This window comes from Tritonibacter scottomollicae, from assembly GCF_032924845.1.
GTDB lineage: Bacteria > Pseudomonadota > Alphaproteobacteria > Rhodobacterales > Rhodobacteraceae > Epibacterium > Epibacterium scottomollicae.
In genome coordinates, this window is the sequence record NZ_CP136704.1 from 2,735,189 (window position 1) to 2,754,474 (window position 19,286).

A 19,286-nucleotide genomic window follows, 5' to 3' on the forward strand; every position below is an offset into this window, starting at 1 on the left:
AACGGGGCCTTTTCTTCGTCAAGAGTGTCCCAAACTTCGCGGATCGGCCTCAGCCGTGATCCTTCAGCAGGCGTTGCTTCTGCCGCGACCAGTCGCGCTTGGCTGCCGCTTCGCGCTTGTCGTGGTTCTTCTTGCCCTTGGCGATACCGATCTTGATCTTCGCCATGCCGCGGTGGTTGAAATACAGCACCAGCGGCACCAGCGTCATGCCCTTGCGCTGGGTCGCATTCCACAGGTTCGCCATTTCCTTGCGCGAGACTAGGAGCTTGCGGCGGCGGCGTTCCTCATGCTTGAAGGATTTCGCCTGCGCGTAGGGGGCGATGTAGGAGTTCACCAGCCACAGTTCGCCCTCTTCCACCGCCGCATAGGATTCGGCGATATTGGAGCCACCGGCCCGCAGGGATTTGACTTCCGACCCTTCAAGCATGATGCCGCATTCGAGGTCTTCCTCGATCGCGTAGTCAAACCGCGCACGGCGGTTTTCGGCAATAACTTTGTAGTTCGGGTCTGTCTTTGCTTGGGCCATGGGGCGCAGATGTAAGTCGCCATGCAGGCGGGCGCAAGATCACCTGCGACACAAATCACGGGACCTGTGCCACCTGCGCCCCTCCCAGCTGCCCTCTCAGGCCGTTTTCTGGCTGCGCAACAGGGTGAAAATGCCGCTTGCCACGACGACCACCGACCCGAGGATGGTCATCAGGTCGGGTTGTTCGCCAAAGACCAAAACCCCCAGAGCCATCGCGAATACCAACCGCGAGTAGCGAAACGGCGCCACGACAGAGATCTCGCCGGTGCGCATCGCCCCGGTGAGCGCCATATAGGCCAGCACACCCACCGCGATCGCAACTGCCAGCGCGCCGCTTTGCTGGCCCGTGGGCCAAACCGCGCCCCCCGTCCAGGCCAGCAGGATGACACCCGCGATCACCAGCATGGCAAAGCCAAAGATCCCAAGCTGGGCGTTGCTCATGGTTTTGGGCGCCGCCCGGGTGGCCAGGTCGCGCCCGGCAAAGCCCAGCATGCCCGCCACCGCCAGAAGCGAGGTCGCCTCGAAGCCGCTCATGCCCGGACGCAGGATCATCAGCACACCGACAAAGCCGACGCAGATCGCCAGCCAGCGCCGCCAGCCGACCTTTTCACCGAAGAACACTACTGCGCCTGCGGTCACCACCAGCGGTGTGGCCTGCAGAATGGCGGAGGCCAGCGACAGCGGTGCCAGCACGATCGCCAGGGTGAAGAACAGCCGCCCCGCCACCTCCGCGACGCAGCGCCACAGCAGCGGGCGCGTGCAAAAGCCCGGGTGCCACAAGGAAGACCCCTGCGCACGCGCCACGACGGCAAAGATCGCCATGCCGCCCAGGCCGAAGACGATCAGCACCTGCCCCGTGGGCATCGCGCCCGCTACCGATTTGATGATCATGTCCTCGATCGCAAAAGCGGCCATGGCCAGAGCCATCAGCAGGCTGCCGCGCAGGGTGTCTTTATCCATATTGCAAATGTCCCGGATCAAATTGCCTTGCCGCCAGTGGTACGCTCTGCGGTAGGGGCAGGACAAGCCGGTGGCGTCAATCGGCCGCGCGCAACCCCGCCGCGTGGCGATAGTGGTGCATGTTCAGGAACGCCGCGCCGCTGTGCAGGCTGCGATAGCCATGTGGCTGGTCGGCGGCAAAGCGCAGCCCCTGCCCCGGCTCCAGCGCCACCCAATCACCGTCACGCAGCACCTCCATCGCCCCCTCCAGCACAAAGACCTCTTCGGTGACGCCGCTGTCATGTGGCTGCGATTCGTGGCTTTGCCCTGGCTTCAGGCTGACGTGAAAGGTCTCCGCCCCCAAGTTGGGGTCAAAGGGAAAGACGATCTTCACCGTGATGCTGCCGGGAAACTGCACGGTCCGATAGACCTCGCCCCCGATGCCAGAGGGACGGGAGCCTTCGTCGATCAGCGCGGTGAGCGGCAGATGAAACCCCTTGGCGATCTTCCACAGGGTGGCAATCGTCGGGCTTGATTCGCCCCGTTCGATCTGACCCAGCATGGCCTTACTGACGCCGGTAACCTCGGCGGCGCGCGACAGGCTCAACCCCGAGGCCGCGCGGATTTCCCGCAAGTTCAAGGTGATACTGTCGTCGCTCATACCGTAGCCATCCCGTCTTCCCGAACCTTTGCTGCCCGCTGGGCATCCCCAAAATGAGGGCTTGTGCGTTATAGCGCACAACCTGTATCGTGCGCTATAACGCACAACACCTATCCCAGCCATTGCCCGAGGAAAACCCGCATGCTGAGCCGACTGAAACTCTCCCATCTGGCGGCGGGCGCGATCGTGGTGCTGGTGGGCTATACCAGCTCTGTCGCCATCATCTTTCAGGCCATCGAGGCGGTGGGCGCGACGCAGGCGCAGGCCAACAGCTGGCTGGTGGTGCTGGGTTTGGGCATGGGGCTGACAAGCCTGATCCTGTCGCTGTGGTTCCGCATGCCGATCCTCACCGCCTGGTCCACGCCGGGGGCCGCGCTGCTGGCCACGGGCCTCAACGGCGTGCCGCTGTCGCAGGCCGTCGGTGCCTTCCTGTTTTGCGGCGCGCTCCTGACCCTTACCGGTCTCACCGGCTGGTTTGCAAGGCTGGCCCGGTTGATCCCGGATGCGCTGGCCAATGCGCTGCTGGCCGGAATCCTGTTCCAGTTCGGCCTCTCGGCTTTCACCGCTCTTGGCACCGATGTGGCCCTGGTGGGTCTCATGGGGGCGACCTTCCTGGCTGGGCGGATCTGGTTTGCGCGCTACACCATTCCCGCAGTGCTGCTGGTCGGCTGCCTCTGGGCCGCTTGGGCCGGATCGTTTGGCGATCTCGAAGCGCTGAACCTGAGCCTTGCCCTGCCAGAGTTCGTGGCGCCCGCGTTCTCGCTGCCGGTTCTGATCGGCGTTGGCCTGCCGCTCTATATCGTGACCATGTGCTCGCAGAACATGCCCGGCGTCGTCACCCTGCGCGGGGCGGGCTACACGCCGCCTGTCTCCGCCAGCCTGACCGTCACCGGCCTGGCCTCGCTGATCCTCGCGCCCTTTGGTGGCTTTGCCTTCAACCTCGCCGCCATCACCGCCGCCATCTGCGCCGGACCAGAGGCGGACGTGGACCCAAAAAGCCGCTATCTCTCCAGCGTGGTTGCCGGTGTGCTATACTGTCTGGTGGGACTTGGCGGCGCGACGGTGATCAGCCTGTTCCTGATCGCACCCAAGGCGCTGATTGCTACCGTGGCCGGGCTGGCGCTGCTGTCAACCATCGGCAACAGCCTCTCGGCCGCATTGGCCGACAGCCGGGGGCGCGAGGCGGCGCTGATCACCTTCATGATGACCGTCTCCGGTGTCAGCTTCCTTGGTATAGGCGCCCCCTTCTGGGCGCTCTTGATGGGACTGGCCGTGACCCACCTGCTGCGCCCAGCGGCACCAAGGACCGCAGAGCCCGATCCACACCCGGTTTCGCAATAACCACGCGAGACCCGCCGCAAGAGTAATTTCGTGACCTCAAACCGCCCCGACATGTTGCCTTTACTGCGCGAATAGTGTCCCTGTGGGCAAAAATATAGGGAACCAGCATAATGCCGATGTACCGATCCAGAACCTCCACCCACGGTCGCAACATGGCCGGCGCCCGCGGCCTGTGGCGCGCCACAGGCATGACCGAAAGCGATTTCGGCAAGCCGATCATCGCCATCGTCAACTCCTTCACCCAATTTGTGCCCGGCCACGTCCACCTCAAGGATCTGGGCCAAATGGTGGCCCGCGAGGTGGAAAACGCTGGCGGTGTGGCCAAGGAATTCAACACCATCGCGGTGGATGACGGCATCGCCATGGGCCATGACGGCATGCTCTACTCCCTGCCCTCGCGCGAGGTGATTGCCGACAGCGTCGAATATATGGTCAACGCCCATTGCGCCGACGCGATGGTCTGCATCTCCAACTGCGACAAGATCACTCCCGGCATGATGATGGCCGCAATGCGGCTCAACATCCCCGTGATCTTCGTCTCCGGCGGACCGATGGAAGCGGGCAAGATCGACATCGAATCCCTTGATGCCAAAAAGGTCGATCTGGTCGATGCGATGGTGGCCGCCGCCAGCGACAAGCTGACCGACGAGGAAGTGTTGCACATCGAGGAAAACGCCTGCCCCACCTGCGGGTCGTGTTCGGGCATGTTCACCGCCAACTCGATGAACTGCCTGGCTGAGGCGCTGGGTCTGGCGCTGCCGGGCAATGGCTCCACCCTGGCAACCCACGCGGACCGCAAGCACCTGTTCCTTGAGGCCGGGCGCAAGATCGTCGAGATCACCAAGCGCCATTACGAGGGCGAGGAAAAAGGCCTGCTGCCGCGCGAAGTCGCCACCTTCGAAGCGTTTGAAAACGCCATGAGCCTCGACATCGCCATGGGTGGCTCCACCAACACGGTGCTGCACCTGCTGGCGATCGCCCATGAGGGCAAGATCGATTTCACCATGCAGGACATCGACCGGCTCAGCCGCAGGGTGCCCTGCCTGTGCAAGGTCGCGCCCAATACCGAGAACGTCCACATGGAAGACGTGCACCGCGCCGGCGGCATCTTCTCCATTCTGGGCGAGCTGTCCCGCGCAGACCTGCTGCACACCGATGTGCCGACGGTCCACACGGCCTCGATGGGCGAGGCGATCGCCAAATGGGACATCACCGTCGCCGACAACCCCGACGCGGTCTCCCTGTTCAAGGCCGCCCCCGGGGGCGTGCGCACCACCCAGGCCTTCTCGACCGAGAACCGGTTCAAGGAGCTGGACACCGACCGCGCCGGCGGCGTGATCCGCGCCAAGGAACACGCCTTCAGCCAGGACGGCGGCCTTGCGGTCCTGTTCGGCAATATCGCGCTCGATGGTTGCATCGTGAAAACGGCCGGTGTGGATGCCTCGATCCTGAAGTTCACCGGCAAAGCCTACGTCTGCGAAAGCCAGGATCAGGCGGTGAATGACATCCTGACCGGCAAGGTCAACGCCGGCGACGTGGTGGTGATCCGCTACGAAGGCCCGCGTGGCGGCCCCGGCATGCAGGAAATGCTCTACCCGACCTCCTACCTGAAATCCAAAGGTCTTGGCAAAGACTGCGCGCTCCTGACCGATGGCCGTTTCTCGGGCGGCACATCCGGTCTGTCGATTGGCCATGTCTCGCCCGAGGCTGCCGAGGGCGGCACCATCGGCCTGGTGGAACAGGGCGACACCATCGAGATCGACATCCCCAACCGCACGATCAACCTGGCAGTGGATGAGGCGACCCTGGCCGCCCGCCGCGCCGCGATGGACGAGAAGGGCTGGAAGCCGGTCGTCAAACGCAAGCGCAAGGTCTCCACCGCCTTGAAGGCCTATGCCATGCTCGCCACTTCGGCGGCCAAGGGCGCGGTGCGTCAGGTGCCCGAGGACGAATAACCCCGACCCAAAAGATCAAAGGCCCCTGTCATGTCGCAGGGGCCTTTTTTGTGTCCGACGTCTTGCCATCGATACCTTGGGAGCCGCAACAGCAGCGACCCGGGTCAAGGGCGGTCCTGCCGCCGCGCGCAGGCGCGGTTCACCCTTGACGCGCCCAGCTTTCACGAAACTGGACAAGGCGCGTTCAGGGCAGACCCGCCCCTGAACCGCTTCTCAGCAGATCCCGCTCTTCCCACCTGCCCCAAACGCAGGCTTTTACACTGGCACCGCAACAGATGCCTCAAGCACCGCGCCGGGCGCCAGCCCGGCGCCCGGCCCAACCGGGTCAGATCATTTCCAATGATCGCAAGCCGGGCGGGAGCCTCCCCTGCGCCCTGATCTCATAGTTCCGTCAGTCGCCAAGCTTGGCGTGGATCTCGTCGAGATCAATCTCGCCGATGGGCAGCTTGTTGCCCGGGTTCTCGACATCATATTTGAACAATTCGAAATCGCGTTTGTAGATCTCGTAGACCAGATGCATCGACAGATCGTCGAAATAGTCCTCGACCGGATGCGCGCGCTTTGGGCCATGGCCTTCGCTCTCGTTGAAGCGCGGGATCGAGGCCAGATCCACCTGATGCGGTGTCTCGATGGCATCCAGCACCTCCTGCATGCCGTCGTTGAATTTCTCGGTCCAGACCACCTTGTCGTAGCGCCCGCCGTTCACGATGAAGGTCGACACATGCCCCGAAGCCGCCGACCAGTGAATGTCCGGATCCATCGGGCGCCTCCAGCGGATGGTGTCGCGGGCAAATAGCAGAAACCGACGGAAGCTCTTGATCTGGTCAAACTCCTGCTTGCCATCCTCGCCGCCGACCTCGATGCCATATTCATACATCAGCTTGGGCACCAGGTTGCCACGGTAGCGCCGTCCGTTGCGCTGAATGCCGCAGATCTTGTCGAAAAACGAACTGAGTATTCGAGTGTAGGGGTTACGCACGCAAGTGAAGGCATAAGCGCCGTGCGATGTCACATTGGCCTCGATCAGCGGCTTGCTGTCCTCCTGCGCCCATTTGTGCAGCCCGGCGGTGGAATCGTGGATATCGCCGTCAAAAAAGCGCCCGTGATCGGAATAGAACATGATCTGGCCAATGGTAGAGCAGGCGCATTTGGGCACCACGCGATAGACCACGCTTTCGCTCTCCGTCATCCAGGTGCCGGGAAATCCCATCTTTCGCTGTCCTTCGCTCTTCATTCGGGGCCAGAATGCCCGCTCTGGCCGCAATTGCAAAACAATCTGGTTTATTCACGCCAGTTTCCTCTTTATCAAGGAAACAATCCTATAAAACAGGGTATTGCATCCCGAAGATGGCAAAAATCGCCTATATTCTGCTCTGCCACAAAGACCCGGCTGCGATCATCGAGCAGGCCGAGCGTCTCACTGCGACCGGCGACTACATGGCAATTCATTTCGACGCGCGCGCCCGAACGCAGGACTATAGCGCCATCCAAACCGCGCTGGCGGACAACCCCAACGTCACCTTTGCCCGACGCAGGGTCAAATGCGGCTGGGGGGAATGGTCGCTGGTGCGCGCCACACTGAACACCCTGCAGGCCGCGGTCGAGACGTTCCCGCGCGCCACCCATTTCTACATGCTCTCTGGCGACTGCATGGCGATCAAGACCGCCGAATATGCGCGTGACTTTCTTGACCGCAATGACAAGGATTTCGTTGAGAGCTTTGATTTTTTCGAAAGCGACTGGATCAAAACCGGCATGAAAGATGACCGGTTGATCTATCGACACTATTTCAACGAGCGCAGCCAGCCGCGCCTGTTCTACCTTGCCTATGAACTGCAGCAAAAGCTCGGGCTGACCCGAGACGTGCCTGCCGACATCGAGGTCCAGATTGGCAGCCAATGGTGGTGCCTGCGCCGCCGCACCGTCGAAGCGATCCTGAAAATGGTGCGCAAGCGACGTGACGTGACGCGCTTCTTCGCCTCAACTTGGATCCCGGACGAGACTTTTTTTCAGACACTCGTACGTCACTTGATCCCCGAAGATGAAATCGAATGCCGCACCCTGACATTTCTGATGTTCAGCGACTACGGCATGCCCGTGAACTTTCACAACGACCACTACGACCTTCTGCTGCGTCAGGATTTTTTGTTCGCCCGCAAGATCAGTTCAGATGCGCAGGAGTTGAAAACCCGCTTGGGACGGCTGTATGCGGCCCGTGATGTGGAATTTCAGATCTCAAACGAAGGCGCGAACCTCTACAAGTTCCTGTCGGCACGGGGCCGCACCGGACAACGGTTTGCGCCCCGTTTCTGGGAAACCGAAAGCAGCCTGGGCCGCGAGCGAGAGCTGCTGATCCTGACCTGCAAAAAATGGCATGTGGCCAAGCGCATGCTGGACCAGATCCGCAAACTGACCAATACACCGGCGATCGAGTATCTGTTTCACGAAGAGACCACGCCGTTGCCGGATTTGGGCGGGATACAACGCACGCTGGAGAAGCGCACGCGCCATCGCCGGGCGCTCACGCGGATGCTCTTTGACTACTATGAGACGGATCGCCTGATCATCTGCATGGATCCATCAGCGTTGGATCTCATGCATGACTTCTTTTCAGACCGGTCTCATGCGCGGCTACTCAGAATAGACTGCAGTTTTTCCGATGACTATCTGATCGGCCACGCCCATCGGGTCGGCCTCGCTGGACAGCACGCCCCAAAGGCGATGTTGGAGCGGCTGCTACCGACAATACGCAATGACATCGCCAGCGAAATCGATCAGATCCGCGATGCAGGGTTCGCGCGACATTGGGCCGTCATGGAGCGCGCGTCTGAGAGTGAAAACGCCACCGCAGTAGCGCATTTCCTCGACGTGCCTTATGAGACCGCGCTGGAAGTCGCACGCACGCCGCACCTGTTCGCGGACTGAGGCAGAGGCACGTAGTGCCTCGCCAACGCTCCCGTGCAGCATCACGCCGCCGCAGAGTGGCAGGCCTCAGTTCAGCCCGTGTTTCGCCTTCAGCTCCGCGATAACCTCGGGGTTGGCATCCATCCAAGCATCAAAGGCAGCGACGACATCTGAATGCGTGCTTGTGGAGAGGTGATAGTTCGACACGGAATGCGGCAGGCTTTCGTCAAAGACGAGAGCATCGGGTTCGTGCCCCAGCTCCACAAGCACGTGACGCACGACGTCAAGATTGGCATAGGCACCATCAATACGACCCGCGAGCGCCTGACGCACCATTCCGGTGAGGCTGGAATTTTTCGTCAGAGCAACGCTACCGCTTTCGATCCGATCCAACCAAGCAAAGGCGGTGAACCCCAAAACGATACCCAAGCGTTTGATCTGCTCGACCCCAGCTCCCTTGTTTGCGGGTTCGACCATCACACCGTCGATCGCTTCGACCACAGGCTCGGAGTAAACCAAGTCGGTGCCCTCCTTAAGGTCAGCCGACCAATAGGCATTGTCAGGGTATTTCAGGTCCACATCACCGTTTATCACCGCCTGCATCAGGCGCGAAACTGGCAGTGCGCGGAAGGTCAGTTCGTACCCCTCATCCGCGGCAAATCGGTTCAGAATATCCGCGCCAAAGCCGGAATAAGTCTCTCCATCCCAATTGTAGTGCGGCAGATATTCGGTGTCTTCCACACCGACCACAAGCGGTTCCGCCGCCTGAGCCATAGGTGTCCAGGACAGAGTTACGAGGCCAAGAGTGGCCAGCAGCGTCTTCATGGTTTCTCTCCGAAATTAGGTGCGTTTCACACCGACGGAGTGTAGCCCCCTGCCCTTACCAGAGGTTTATGTCACGCAGGTTTCCAGCCGATAAGTCCTCAATAAAATTCGGTTGGACCTTCAATAATTTTGAGCAAATCGTACTGCAACATTCGCGTTTTGGGTGCGCTGTCGTCGCCGTGTCAGGGTTTACGCCGGAACCAGCGACGCACGCCACGCGTGCGGTCGTCAATGGCATCTCCGGCCGCGTAGAACCCGTCCTCGACGTTGTCGAAAAGGGGATCGAGACGGTTCCGTTTGAACCTGCGCAGGCGCACAAGAATAGCCCAGAAAATCGCCGCCAGCAGCACCAGTATGATGATGGAGATCCAATTGACTGGCTTGTCATCAGGCCCTGTCGCTGGCGAGATGGAAACTGCATTGGGAAAGGAAGACAAAAGCTCACTGCGCCACCCGTAGTGCATGATACGCACCCACTCGGGTTTATCCTTGGTTGAGATCGCGTCGTTTGCCTCGGTGTAGAGATTGGCCGTATCGAATTTAAAATAGGGCGGCCAGCTCCACCCGGTATCCTCATTCCGATAGACGATCGCGCGACCATTCGGGCGCACCGCCTGAATGAACTGCACATCCCGGTTTGACAGGCCGGCGCTCTGCGTATCGGGCGTCGACCAGAACATGCGGGTCCAATCGCCGAGCTCCTTGCGCTCCTCATAGGTGTTGACGATGCGCACCACGTCATTTTGCGGCAGGGTGTAGTGCAGGAAACCACCGACAAAAAGCCAGAAGGTCAGAAAGAAAATCCACTTCACATAGGCCATGTCGCCCCCTTCACACTCCGTACACCTGAGCACAATGTCGGACGTCTTGCGCCCAAAAACAATGACCTAGGCCAAAATTCCAACGCGACCCGAGGAGCGTCACAGCTCCAAGCACCGGCACGCGTTGGATGCAGGTCCCGCGCGTGCCGGTCAAGCTGTTTCAGGAGCCGCGACGTCAGCCAACCACGTTGAACTCCGGCCCGTAGGGGTACTTTGTGATGTTCTCGTTGCCATCCTCAGTGACGATCAGAATGTCATGCTCGCGGTAACCTCCGGCACCCGGCTGACCCTCGGCGAGGGTCAGCATCGGCTCCATAGAGATCACCATGCCCGGCTCCAGCACCGTGTCGATATCCTCGCGCAGTTCCAGCCCAGCCTCGCGCCCATAATAGTGCGACAGCACGCCAAACGAGTGACCATAGCCGAAGGTGCGATATTGCAGAAGGTCGCGCTCCTCAAAGAAGTCGTTGATCTTGTTGGTGATCTCGGCGCAGCTGGCCCCCGGTTGCAGCAGCGACATACCATATTCATGCGCGGCGACGTTGGCCTGCCATATCTTCAGGCTCTCGGCATCGACCTCCTCGACAAACATCGTCCGCTCCAGCGCGGTGTAGTAGCCCGAGATCATCGGAAATGTGTTGAGCGACAGGATATCGCCGCGCTGCAGCCTGCGGGCGGTGACCGGGTTATGGGCGCCATCGGTGTTGAGGCCGGACTGGAACCAGACCCAGCTGTCGCGGTATTCCGCATCCGGAAAGCGCGTGGCGATGTCCAGTTCCATCGCGTCCCGGCCCGCCATGGCCACGTCGATCTCGCGCGCGCCCGCCTTGACCGCATCACGGATGGCATAGCCGCCGACATCCGCCACCGCCGCGCCGGCACGGATCAGCTCCAGTTCGGCGGCGGATTTGTGCATCCGCTGCACCATGGTGGGCTCATAAAGATCCACCACGAATGACGGCTTGAGGAAATGCTCCAGCTTGCCCTTTTGCAGCAGGGTCAGATGGTCGCTCTCGTAGCCGATGGTGGCCCCGGCACCGGTCACCGACAGGATCGCGCGCCAGAAGTTGTCGCGCTGCCAGTCGGTATAGGTAATGTTGTCGCAGAAGGAACGGCGCCAGGGCTGGCCCGCGTCGATGCCAGCGCTGATGGTGACCGCCTGTTCCGCTGTCACCACCAAACCGTAGGGTCGGCCAAAGGCGCAATAGGTGAAGCCGGAGTAGTAAGAGATGTTGTGCATGGAGGTGAAGACCGCGGCCCCCACCCCAAGATCAGACATGATGCGACGCAGCCCGGCGATGCGAGCCTCATATTCGGCCACGGCAAATTGCAGCGGCGCCTTCTCACCGTTGTGAAAGCGATAGAATTCAGGACGAGCAGTCATGCTGGACCCTCCTTTTCAAAAAAGAAGATCCCGGCGTTCAGGATGTTTTGGATGTGGAACCCATGGGTGTTCCCACGCGCGACGCCATCGCAGGTTCCGCCCGGAAGATGAGGCGGAATCAGCGCTGAGGCAAGCATATTTTGTCGGTATTCCGCGCGGAGCCGCCCTCCGACACCGCGCGGCGCGCGACTTAGCCGGTGATCACCGCGACCAGATCGCTGTCGGGATCGGCCAGCGGCTCGATCACGTTGAAATGGTGCTTATCAAAGGCGATGACGTGATCCGCCTCCCAGGCTTCCACCAACCAGATCGCCTGATCGAGAAAGGCCGGACGCTCCGATCCGCCGACCCAGACCGTTACTTCGGCCGCGTGACGGTCCTGCATTTCCACCGGGCTTTCGGCTGCGGCCTCCTCGGCCGTCATGCCGAATTTCTGGTTCATCGAGGTCCGCAGCAAGGGGCGCAGATCCGACAGGGGTGAGATCGGCACCACGGTCCGGATGCGTGCGCCGATCTCATCGGGCAGCACCGACCTGTCGAGCATCCGCGCCACCAGATGGCCGCCGGCGGAATGACCGGCCAGTGCGATGGGGCCCTCGACCTCCTGCGCAATGGCCTGCACCGCCTGCGCCACCTGCTGCGTGATCTCGGCAATCGTGGCATCCGGACAAAGGTCATAAGACGGCATCGCTACCGCCCACCCCTTGGCCAGCGCCCCCACAGCGAGATGTGACCAGCTCGATTTATCGAAGTTCAGCCAGTAGCCCCCGTGCACAAAGACAAACACGCCTTTGGGGGGCTCTTCCGGCAGGAACAAATCAAAGCGATGCCGCGTTCCATCGCCATATGGCAGGTCTAGACAGGCGCGCTCGTGCAGGCTGTTGCGGAAGTCCTCGGCAGAAGCCGCCCAGCGCGGCGGGTAATCTGAAGCCCCTTCAATATAGGCTCCGTTTGCGTAGGCATCGTCGAGTTCCATGCTAATCTCTTAATGTGTTAAGTTTCTGGACTTATCGCTGTCACTGGACAACATTAGGCGCAAGTGCTTTGCATTTGCGAGACACGAATTTGCGGAGGATAAGATGCTCGATGCAACGACGGACCTGAAATCGCTCCTGAAGGATCCCTCCCTTCTGGAAACCCGCGCCTATGTGAACGGCGCTTTTGTCGATGGCGAGGGCACGTTTGAGGTGACCAACCCGGCGCGTGGCGATGTGATCGCCCAGGTCGCAGACGTCAGCCGCATGCAGGCGCGCGAGGCAATCAAGGCGGCCAATACCGCGCAGAAGGACTGGGCCAAGTGGACCGGCAAGGAGCGCGCGGGCGTGCTGCGCAAATGGTTCGACCTGATGATGGCGAACCAGGAGGATCTGGCAGTGATCCTGACCGCCGAAATGGGCAAACCCCTGGCGGAATCGCGCGGCGAGATCGCCTATGGTGCGTCCTTCATCGAGTTCTTCGCCGAGGAGGCCAAGCGCATCTATGGCGAGACCATTCCCGGCCATCAGCGGGACAAACGGATCACCGTGATCAAGCAACCGATCGGCGTTGCCGCCTCGATCACGCCGTGGAACTTCCCCAATGCGATGATCACCCGCAAGGCAGGCCCCGCGCTGGCGGCAGGCTGTGCCTTCGTGGCGCGCCCGGCTTCCGAAACACCGCTGTCGGCCACCGCACTGGCGGTTCTGGCCGAGCGCGCTGGCCTGCCCGCAGGCGTGTTCAGCGTCCTTCCGGCCTCGGATGCGGCGGGCATCGGCAAGGAGTTCTGCGAGAACCCCATCGTGAAGAAGCTGACCTTCACCGGCTCCACCAACGTCGGACGCATCCTGCTGCGGCAGGCGGCGGATCAGGTGATGAAATGCTCCATGGAGTTGGGCGGCAACGCGCCTTTCATCGTGTTTGATGACGCCGATCTCGACGCAGCGGTCGAAGGCGCGATCATGTGCAAATTCCGCAACAACGGCCAGACCTGCGTTTGCGCCAACCGGATCTACGTGCAGGCCGGCATCTACGACGCCTTCGCCGCCAAGCTGAAAGAGGCAGTTGCGGCGATGAAGGTGGGCGACGGTCTGGACGACGGCACCCAGTTCGGCCCGCTGATCAGCACCGCGGCGGTGAAAAAGGTCGAGGACCATATCGCCGACGCCAAAGACAAGGGCGCGGAGGTCATCCTCGGCGGCAATCCGTCCGAGCTGGGCGGCACCTTCTTTGAGCCCACCATCGTCACCGGCGCGACACGCGAGATGGCCTTTGCCCAGGACGAGACCTTTGGCCCTCTGGCGCCTTTGTTCAAGTTCGAGAGCGAGGACGAGGTGATCGAGATGGCCAATGACACCATTTTTGGCCTTGCGTCATACTTCTATGCCAAGGACCTGAGCCGCGTCTACAAGGTGGCCGAGGCGCTGGAATATGGCATCGTCGGCATCAACACCGGCATCATCTCCACCGAGGTTGCGCCCTTCGGTGGTGTGAAACAATCCGGTCTGGGCCGCGAAGGCAGCCACCACGGCATCGAGGATTATCTCGAGATGAAATACCTCTGCATGGCCGTCTGAGGACGCCTGCTCAGGTGGCGGGGGTCTCGATCCCCGCCGCCAAACTCTGGCACAGGCGCCGCAGGGCCGCATTCCAGGCCGAGAGTTCCGCAGCCGTCAGCTCATCGCGCAGCACCTTGCGAAAGGCCATCAACAAGGCTCGCTGCGCCATGTACATGTGACCGGCGGTCAGGCCGAGATGTCTGTGTTGCAGCAGTACCCTGTCCACCAATGAAGCCAGATCACTGCCGTCGCCGAGGCTTTTCATAGCGGAGGCCAGCACCTGTGCGAACATGTCCTTTTGACGCGAGAAATCCTTGGTGAACAGGGCGCGTGCATCCGGTATCTCCAGAAAGAGACACTCGTAGAACTTGTCCATCAACGCCGCTTTTCGGGCGAAAACCGTGCCAAAGCTGCCTTTTACGAGCTGGCCGTCGATCTGGTGCAAAATCGCCATGCCCATCGCGGCGCCCCCCTTACCGATACGCGGATTTCATGCGGAATACTGGAGATAGTTTAGGCGCAACTGGTGAAGCGCTCCTTACCGGGAGATCACCAAATCTATAAAAATCTGTCACAAATGTTTTGTGACTCGTCGGCAATGCCAAGGCACTGATATTCAAATTCCAGGAGCTGCCGATGTCCATGCGCCTTGTGTGCCTTACATCTGCTCTCGCGCTGACCACCGGTTTTGCGCAGGCAGATCAATCCTTCAATCGCATTGCCTCCTTCCCCGTCGTCAAGAACATGGCCGAGGGCGAAGACACCACACGCGAAAGCTCACCCGAGATCATCGACGTCACCGCCGATGGCATGACGCTGGTCTATACCGACAGCCCATTGGGCGCGCTTGGCCTGATCGACATCTCCAACGCGACCAAACCGGCCCCGAAGGGCAACATCGCGCTACCCGGTGAGCCGACCTCGGTCGCGGTCATCGGCGCCATCGCCTATGTTGGCGTCAACACCTCGGAAAGCTACACCCAGCCCTCCGGCCGTTTGATGGCCTTTGACACGGCCACCGGCGCAGAGCTCGGCGCCTGCGACATCGGCGGCCAGCCCGACTCGCTTGCCAAATCCAAGGACGGCGCTTTCCTCTCAGTCGCGATCGAGAACGAGCGTGACGAAGACCTGAACGACGGCGTGATTCCACAACTGCCCGCCGGCAACCTCGTGATGGTCAACACAACGGACGGCGGTCTCGACTGTGCATCGATGAAGATGGTCGACCTGACCGGTCTGGCCGAGATCGCCGGGTCTGATCCCGAGCCGGAATATGTCTCCATCAATGGCCTTGGCGAAACCGTCATCACCCTGCAGGAAAACAACCACATGGTTGTCGTCTCCAAGGAAGGCGACGTGCTCGACCACTTCTCCGCGGGGGCTGTTGATCTCGACGGGATTGACGCCACCGACGAGCGCGGCGCGATGATCTTCACCGAGAGCCAGAAAGGCCGCCTGCGCGAGCCCGACGCGGTGACCTGGATCGACGACACTCATTTTGCCACCGCCAACGAAGGGGACTACAACGGCGGGTCGCGCGGTTGGACGATCTTCAACAAGGATGGCACCGTGGTCTATGACTCCGGCGTCGAGTTCGAACACGCGATCATCCAGATCGGCCACTACCCGGACAAACGCTCCGATGCCAAGGGTGTCGAGCCGGAATCGGTGACCTTTGGCGAGTTTGACGGCACGCCCTATGTCTTTGTCGGCGCCGAGCGCGCGTCTGTTGTTGGGGTCTATGATGTCACCGATCCGGCCAACCCGGTCCTGACCCAGTTGCTGCCCTCCGGCACCGGTCCCGAAGGCTATGTGACCATCCCAGAGCGGGGTCTGTTGGTCTCTGCCAATGAAAAAGACCTGATCGAGGACGGTGGCGCCCGCGCCCATGTCATGCTGTTTGAACAGCAGGACGCGCCCGCGGTCTACCCGCATCTGACCTCCGAAGGCATGGACGAGCTGACCGGCTGGGGCGCGATCTCCGGCATGGTGGCGGATGCTGACGGCATGATCTATGCGGTGAACGACAGCTTTTATGGCTTCCAGCCCTCGATCTTCAAGATCGACCCGTCGCAGACCCCTGCCCGTATCATCGATGTGATCCGCATCCACCGCGCCAACGGTGACGCGGCGCAGAAACTGGACCTGGAAGGCATCACGCTGGACGGCAACGGCGGCTTCTACGTCGCCTCCGAAGGACGCACCGAGCGCGCCATTCCGCATGCGATCTACCACGTCACCAAGGACGGTCTGATCAAGACCAACAAGGGCGAGATCACCATCCCGCCGGCCCTGATGAACGTCGAGAAGCGCTTTGGCTTTGAAGGCATCACCAAGGTGGGCGACACCCTGTGGATGGCCGTTCAGCGCGAATGGAAGGACGACCCCAAGAACCTCGTGAAACTGGTCTCCTACAATATCGAGACCAAGGAATGGGGCGCGGTGCACTACCCCAAGGCCGAGCCGGACACCGGCTGGGTGGGTCTTTCCGAGATCACCGCCCATGGTGACTACGTCTACATCATCGAACGCGACAACCAGAACGATCACCGTGCGGTCACCAAGAAAATCTACCGCGTCGCCCTCTCCGAGATGGTACCTGCTCCGCTCGGCGGTGAGCTGCCGGTTGTGACCAAGGAAGAGGTTCGCGACCTGCTGCCGGATCTGAAATCCACCGGCGGTTATGTGCTCGACAAGGTCGAAGGTCTCGCGATCCTGGAAGACGGCACAGCCTGGGTCTCCACCGACAACGACGGCGTCGACGACAGCTCTGGCGAAACCATGTTCTGGTCCTTCAAGGTCGAATAACACCTCGATCACGATCTGACATTGGAGGGGCCCGGGCGGGCCCCTCTTTTTGTTTCGAGACGTGTTTATCAAGGGCCTTGCCCCTATTGCCTTGCGGTCCATTCACCCCAGGATATTGCCGGTTAGAAGAAGGGTCGATCGGAAAACACGGGAGAACGGGCGCGAAGGGGCTTTGTTTTGCGCGCTGGCAAGGGTACGAAGCCCTATTCTCAGGGCAGGGTGAAACTCCCTACCGGTGGTTACAGCCCACGAGCGGCCTTTGCCCATGGCGAAGGTGTCAGCAGACCCGGCGCAATTCCGGGGCCGACGGTCACAGTCCGGATGGAAGAGAATGGAGAGACCCGTGCCGCCGCCTGTGAACAGGGGGAGTCTGGGTCTGTTCGTCTGCCTTGGGTCACATGCGTGCTGAGGAAAGGACGAAACGCAGATGACTCAAACCCTCCCCACCCCGCTCAAGGCGGCTGGCCTGATGGTCCTCGCCGGAGCCTGTTTTGCGCTAGTCAACATTGGGCTGCAATCGGCCACCATGCTGCATGGCGCATCGGCCCCCACGGTGACCTTCTGGCAATATCTGATCGCGCTGCTGTTCTACATCCCGTGGATCTGGCGCAACCGGCTGGCTGTTCTGACCACGCGGCAAATCCTTGCCCATGTCCTGCGTGTGGCGCTGGCGGTTGGCGGCGTGCAGCTCTGGACACTGGGGCTCGCGCATGTGCCGATCTGGCAGGCCATCGCCCTGATCCTGCTGTCGCCCTTCTTTGTCACCATCGGCGCGGGGCTGGTCCTGCGCGAGGAGGTCTCGCTTCAGCGCTGGGGCGCGGTGATTGTCGGCATCATCGGCGGCATGGTGATCCTGTCGCCCTGGTCGGATCATTTTCAGATCGCGGCACTTCTGCCGGTGGCGGCAGCGGCCCTCTGGGCTGCCAGTTCGGTGGTGACCAAGCAGTTGACCCACCGCGACAGCACCGAGACAGTGACGATCTACCTGCTGCTGCTGCTGAGTCCCGCCAATGCGCTGCTTGCGGCCGGCAGCGGTTTTACTCTGCCCGAGGGCACGCTCTGGCTGGTGATCGGGGCCGGGCTGTTGACGGCACTGGCGCAGCATACGTTGGTGCGGGCCTATACGCTGGCGGATGCGGCCTTCCTGCAGCCCTTCGACCATCTGAAACTTCTGTTCAACGTCGGCCTTGGGGCGCTTGTGTTTGGCTTCCTGCCGGACGGCAACATGTGGCTCGGCACCGCGCTGATCTTGGTGGCCAGCGCCTATCTGCTGTCGCATGAGGTGCGGACGAGGCCCGGTTCAGCCGCGCAGGGTGCCTGAGACAAGCTCTGCCAGTATCACCGCATTCTGGTCGCGCGCGCCATCATGGGCGGCGCGGCCAAACATTACCTCCAGCGAGGTGCCGGTGGTCTCCATGAGGGAGGCGGCCCCCAGAAGCTGCGTCACCACGACCAGCGCGCGCGGCATGCCCGCGTCCTGCCAGCGTTGCGTGGCCTGCACCGTCGCCACCAGCCCCTCGAACAGCGTATGAAGCGATGGTCCCGCCTTGGCGGTTGGCAGCGCGGCGTGATCCAGCATCGCGCGGATCAGCAGACGGGTCGGCGCCGGGTCGGCCTGCATCTGCGCCATGAAGGCGGCAAAGAACGCCTCCAGCTGATCCTCGGGCGGACGGTCATCCTGCATCGCGTCGAACAGGAGTTGCACCATCTCCGCCGCCGTCTGCTCCACCGCCAATGCATAAAGCGCGTCCTTGCTGCCGAAATGATGCAGCAGCGCCTGTTTGCTCAGGCCCAGCTCGCGCGCGATCGCCGAAATCGACGCCCCGGCATAGCCATGCGCGGCAAACAGGCGACAGGCGCTGCGGATCAACTGGAACCGGGTGGTCTGAGGGGGAGATGTGTTCATGCCGCCATTAAGGCAGGCGTCGTGCCGCCGCACAACCTACCGCGTGGTAAGGACGCGCAAACCCAACAATAAAATCGCCCCCGGCAAAGGCACCGGGGGCGAGATAACAGGGCGCAAGCGCCCCGGGAGGGATCAGTTCACGGTCGAGGCGATTTCCTTCGGCCGCGATCCATTGGCCGAGGCGATTTCGATCCGGCGTGGTTTCAGGGCTTCGGGCACTTCACGCACCAGGTCGATGTGCAGCATGCCATCGGCATGGCTGGCGCCTTCGACGCGCACGTGATCTGCGAGGGTAAAGCGGCGCTCGAATGCGCGGGTCGCGATGCCACGGTGAAGATAGCTGCGCGCTTCGCTCTCCTCACCCTTGCGGGCGGAGACGATCAGCGCGTGTTCCTTCACCTCGACGTTCAGTTCCTCTTCCGAGAATCCGGCCACGGCAATGGAGATGCGATAGGCATCATCCGCAGTCTTTTCGATGTTGTAAGGGGGGTAGCTGGGCTGCTGGATATCCGAGCTCATCACCCGGTCCATCAGGTCGGCAATCTGGTCGAAACCAACGGTTGCGCGGTGCAGCGGAGCAAAATCAAACGTACGCATGGTTCATCCTCATCGTTGAGCGATAACTGCTATGGAGCCCTCCCAAACGGGACGGGCGGTTCTGCGCCGGGACCCAATCAGTGGC

Annotated in this window: 17 protein-coding genes and 1 riboswitch; of the genes, 6 read left to right on the forward strand and 11 right to left on the reverse strand. The window is 61.5% G+C overall.

Annotation, left to right across the window (positions count from 1 at the left end; all coding sequences use genetic code 11):
- Window positions 1-49: 49 nt before the first annotated feature.
- The 3 genes from smpB to R1T40_RS13660 form a co-directional block, all read right to left on the reverse strand.
- The gene (smpB, locus tag R1T40_RS13650; protein ID WP_106161381.1) at window positions 50-526 is read right to left on the reverse strand and encodes an SsrA-binding protein SmpB; all 477 of its coding nucleotides are present in this window, start codon (window positions 524-526) and stop codon (window positions 50-52) included.
- 96 nt (window positions 527-622) lie between these two features.
- Window positions 623-1,486: a DMT family transporter gene (locus R1T40_RS13655; RefSeq protein ID WP_317384513.1), complete on the reverse strand. Its 864-nt coding sequence runs from the start codon at window positions 1,484-1,486 to the stop codon at window positions 623-625.
- A 76-nt stretch (window positions 1,487-1,562) separates the two neighbouring features.
- Window positions 1,563-2,126 (reverse strand): helix-turn-helix domain-containing protein, encoded by a 564-nt coding sequence (locus tag R1T40_RS13660; protein ID WP_106161377.1) that lies wholly within the window; start codon window positions 2,124-2,126, stop codon window positions 1,563-1,565.
- Between the two features lie 141 nt (window positions 2,127-2,267).
- On the opposite strand from R1T40_RS13660, the gene R1T40_RS13665 reads away from it, so the two are divergent.
- Together R1T40_RS13665 and ilvD are read left to right on the forward strand one after the other, a co-directional pair.
- The gene (locus R1T40_RS13665) at window positions 2,268-3,467 is read left to right on the forward strand and encodes a benzoate/H(+) symporter BenE family transporter (RefSeq protein WP_317384514.1); all 1,200 of its coding nucleotides are present in this window, start codon (window positions 2,268-2,270) and stop codon (window positions 3,465-3,467) included.
- Window positions 3,468-3,577: 110 nt separating this feature from the next.
- A complete protein-coding gene (gene ilvD / locus R1T40_RS13670) occupies window positions 3,578-5,422 on the forward strand; it encodes a dihydroxy-acid dehydratase (protein WP_317384515.1) in 1,845 nt (614 codons plus the stop codon).
- A 391-nt stretch (window positions 5,423-5,813) separates the two neighbouring features.
- On the opposite strand, the gene R1T40_RS13675 is transcribed toward ilvD, so the two are convergent.
- The gene (locus R1T40_RS13675) at window positions 5,814-6,632 is read right to left on the reverse strand and encodes a sulfotransferase family protein (RefSeq protein WP_106161371.1); all 819 of its coding nucleotides are present in this window, start codon (window positions 6,630-6,632) and stop codon (window positions 5,814-5,816) included.
- A 137-nt stretch (window positions 6,633-6,769) separates the two neighbouring features.
- Here R1T40_RS13675 and R1T40_RS13680 point away from each other — a divergent pair, with 137 nt between their 5' ends.
- On the forward strand, window positions 6,770-8,347 hold the full coding sequence (locus R1T40_RS13680; RefSeq protein ID WP_317384516.1) for a DUF5928 domain-containing protein: 1,578 nt from the start codon (window positions 6,770-6,772) through the stop codon (window positions 8,345-8,347).
- Window positions 8,348-8,413: 66 nt separating this feature from the next.
- On the opposite strand, the gene R1T40_RS13685 is transcribed toward R1T40_RS13680, so the two are convergent.
- The 4 genes from R1T40_RS13685 to R1T40_RS13700 all read right to left on the reverse strand — a co-directional run bounded on the left by R1T40_RS13685 (window position 8,414) and on the right by R1T40_RS13700 (window position 12,332).
- Entirely contained in the window at window positions 8,414-9,151 is a 738-nt protein-coding gene (locus tag R1T40_RS13685) for a substrate-binding periplasmic protein (RefSeq protein WP_317384517.1), read from the reverse strand.
- Between the two features lie 182 nt (window positions 9,152-9,333).
- Window positions 9,334-9,972, reverse strand: a complete 639-nt coding sequence (locus tag R1T40_RS13690; protein ID WP_317384518.1) for a DUF1523 family protein — start codon at window positions 9,970-9,972, stop codon at window positions 9,334-9,336.
- A 175-nt stretch (window positions 9,973-10,147) separates the two neighbouring features.
- Complete coding sequence (locus R1T40_RS13695; protein WP_317384519.1) at window positions 10,148-11,356, reverse strand: aminopeptidase P family protein; 1,209 nt, start codon at window positions 11,354-11,356, stop codon at window positions 10,148-10,150.
- A 190-nt stretch (window positions 11,357-11,546) separates the two neighbouring features.
- Complete coding sequence (locus R1T40_RS13700; RefSeq protein ID WP_317384520.1) at window positions 11,547-12,332, reverse strand: alpha/beta hydrolase; 786 nt, start codon at window positions 12,330-12,332, stop codon at window positions 11,547-11,549.
- Between the two features lie 103 nt (window positions 12,333-12,435).
- Between R1T40_RS13700 and R1T40_RS13705 the strand changes: the two genes are divergently transcribed.
- Window positions 12,436-13,908, forward strand: a complete 1,473-nt coding sequence (locus R1T40_RS13705) for an NAD-dependent succinate-semialdehyde dehydrogenase (RefSeq protein ID WP_317384521.1) — start codon at window positions 12,436-12,438, stop codon at window positions 13,906-13,908.
- A 10-nt stretch (window positions 13,909-13,918) separates the two neighbouring features.
- Here the strand turns inward: R1T40_RS13705 and R1T40_RS13710 are convergent, their stop codons facing one another.
- Window positions 13,919-14,350: a globin gene (locus R1T40_RS13710; RefSeq protein WP_317384522.1), complete on the reverse strand. Its 432-nt coding sequence runs from the start codon at window positions 14,348-14,350 to the stop codon at window positions 13,919-13,921.
- A 176-nt stretch (window positions 14,351-14,526) separates the two neighbouring features.
- On the opposite strand from R1T40_RS13710, the gene R1T40_RS13715 reads away from it, so the two are divergent.
- Together R1T40_RS13715 and R1T40_RS13720 are read left to right on the forward strand one after the other, a co-directional pair.
- A complete protein-coding gene (locus tag R1T40_RS13715) occupies window positions 14,527-16,698 on the forward strand; it encodes an esterase-like activity of phytase family protein (RefSeq protein ID WP_317384523.1) in 2,172 nt (723 codons plus the stop codon).
- A gap of 201 nt (window positions 16,699-16,899) precedes the next feature.
- Window positions 16,900-17,035, forward strand: a riboswitch (FMN riboswitch).
- Window positions 17,036-17,125: 90 nt separating this feature from the next.
- The gene (locus R1T40_RS13720; RefSeq protein ID WP_317384524.1) at window positions 17,126-18,019 is read left to right on the forward strand and encodes a DMT family transporter; all 894 of its coding nucleotides are present in this window, start codon (window positions 17,126-17,128) and stop codon (window positions 18,017-18,019) included.
- Here the strand turns inward: R1T40_RS13720 and R1T40_RS13725 are convergent.
- Window positions 17,999-18,604, reverse strand: coding sequence for a TetR/AcrR family transcriptional regulator (locus R1T40_RS13725; RefSeq protein ID WP_317384525.1), 606 nt, complete (start codon window positions 18,602-18,604; stop codon window positions 17,999-18,001). The genes R1T40_RS13720 and R1T40_RS13725 overlap by 21 nt on opposite strands.
- A 132-nt stretch (window positions 18,605-18,736) precedes the next feature.
- Window positions 18,737-19,201 (reverse strand): Hsp20 family protein, encoded by a 465-nt coding sequence (locus R1T40_RS13730; protein WP_106161349.1) that lies wholly within the window; start codon window positions 19,199-19,201, stop codon window positions 18,737-18,739.
- Window positions 19,202-19,286 lie beyond the last annotated feature (85 nt).

What these genes read in the sequence shown, in the direction of transcription:
- smpB (WP_106161381.1), bottom strand. Translation starts at nt 526, where the DNA reads ATGGCCCAAGCAAAGACAGACCCGAACTACAAAGTTATTGCCGAAAAC.
- R1T40_RS13655 (WP_317384513.1), bottom strand. Translation starts at nt 1,486, where the DNA reads ATGGATAAAGACACCCTGCGCGGCAGCCTGCTGATGGCTCTGGCCATG.
- R1T40_RS13660 (WP_106161377.1), bottom strand. Translation starts at nt 2,126, where the DNA reads ATGAGCGACGACAGTATCACCTTGAACTTGCGGGAAATCCGCGCGGCC.
- R1T40_RS13665 (WP_317384514.1), top strand. Translation starts at nt 2,268, where the DNA reads ATGCTGAGCCGACTGAAACTCTCCCATCTGGCGGCGGGCGCGATCGTG.
- ilvD (WP_317384515.1), top strand. Translation starts at nt 3,578, where the DNA reads ATGCCGATGTACCGATCCAGAACCTCCACCCACGGTCGCAACATGGCC.
- R1T40_RS13675 (WP_106161371.1), bottom strand. Translation starts at nt 6,632, where the DNA reads ATGGGATTTCCCGGCACCTGGATGACGGAGAGCGAAAGCGTGGTCTAT.
- R1T40_RS13680 (WP_317384516.1), top strand. Translation starts at nt 6,770, where the DNA reads ATGGCAAAAATCGCCTATATTCTGCTCTGCCACAAAGACCCGGCTGCG.
- R1T40_RS13685 (WP_317384517.1), bottom strand. Translation starts at nt 9,151, where the DNA reads ATGAAGACGCTGCTGGCCACTCTTGGCCTCGTAACTCTGTCCTGGACA.
- R1T40_RS13690 (WP_317384518.1), bottom strand. Translation starts at nt 9,972, where the DNA reads ATGGCCTATGTGAAGTGGATTTTCTTTCTGACCTTCTGGCTTTTTGTC.
- R1T40_RS13695 (WP_317384519.1), bottom strand. Translation starts at nt 11,356, where the DNA reads ATGACTGCTCGTCCTGAATTCTATCGCTTTCACAACGGTGAGAAGGCG.
- R1T40_RS13700 (WP_317384520.1), bottom strand. Translation starts at nt 12,332, where the DNA reads ATGGAACTCGACGATGCCTACGCAAACGGAGCCTATATTGAAGGGGCT.
- R1T40_RS13705 (WP_317384521.1), top strand. Translation starts at nt 12,436, where the DNA reads ATGCTCGATGCAACGACGGACCTGAAATCGCTCCTGAAGGATCCCTCC.
- R1T40_RS13710 (WP_317384522.1), bottom strand. Translation starts at nt 14,350, where the DNA reads ATGGGCATGGCGATTTTGCACCAGATCGACGGCCAGCTCGTAAAAGGC.
- R1T40_RS13715 (WP_317384523.1), top strand. Translation starts at nt 14,527, where the DNA reads ATGTCCATGCGCCTTGTGTGCCTTACATCTGCTCTCGCGCTGACCACC.
- R1T40_RS13720 (WP_317384524.1), top strand. Translation starts at nt 17,126, where the DNA reads ATGACTCAAACCCTCCCCACCCCGCTCAAGGCGGCTGGCCTGATGGTC.
- R1T40_RS13725 (WP_317384525.1), bottom strand. Translation starts at nt 18,604, where the DNA reads ATGAACACATCTCCCCCTCAGACCACCCGGTTCCAGTTGATCCGCAGC.
- R1T40_RS13730 (WP_106161349.1), bottom strand. Translation starts at nt 19,201, where the DNA reads ATGCGTACGTTTGATTTTGCTCCGCTGCACCGCGCAACCGTTGGTTTC.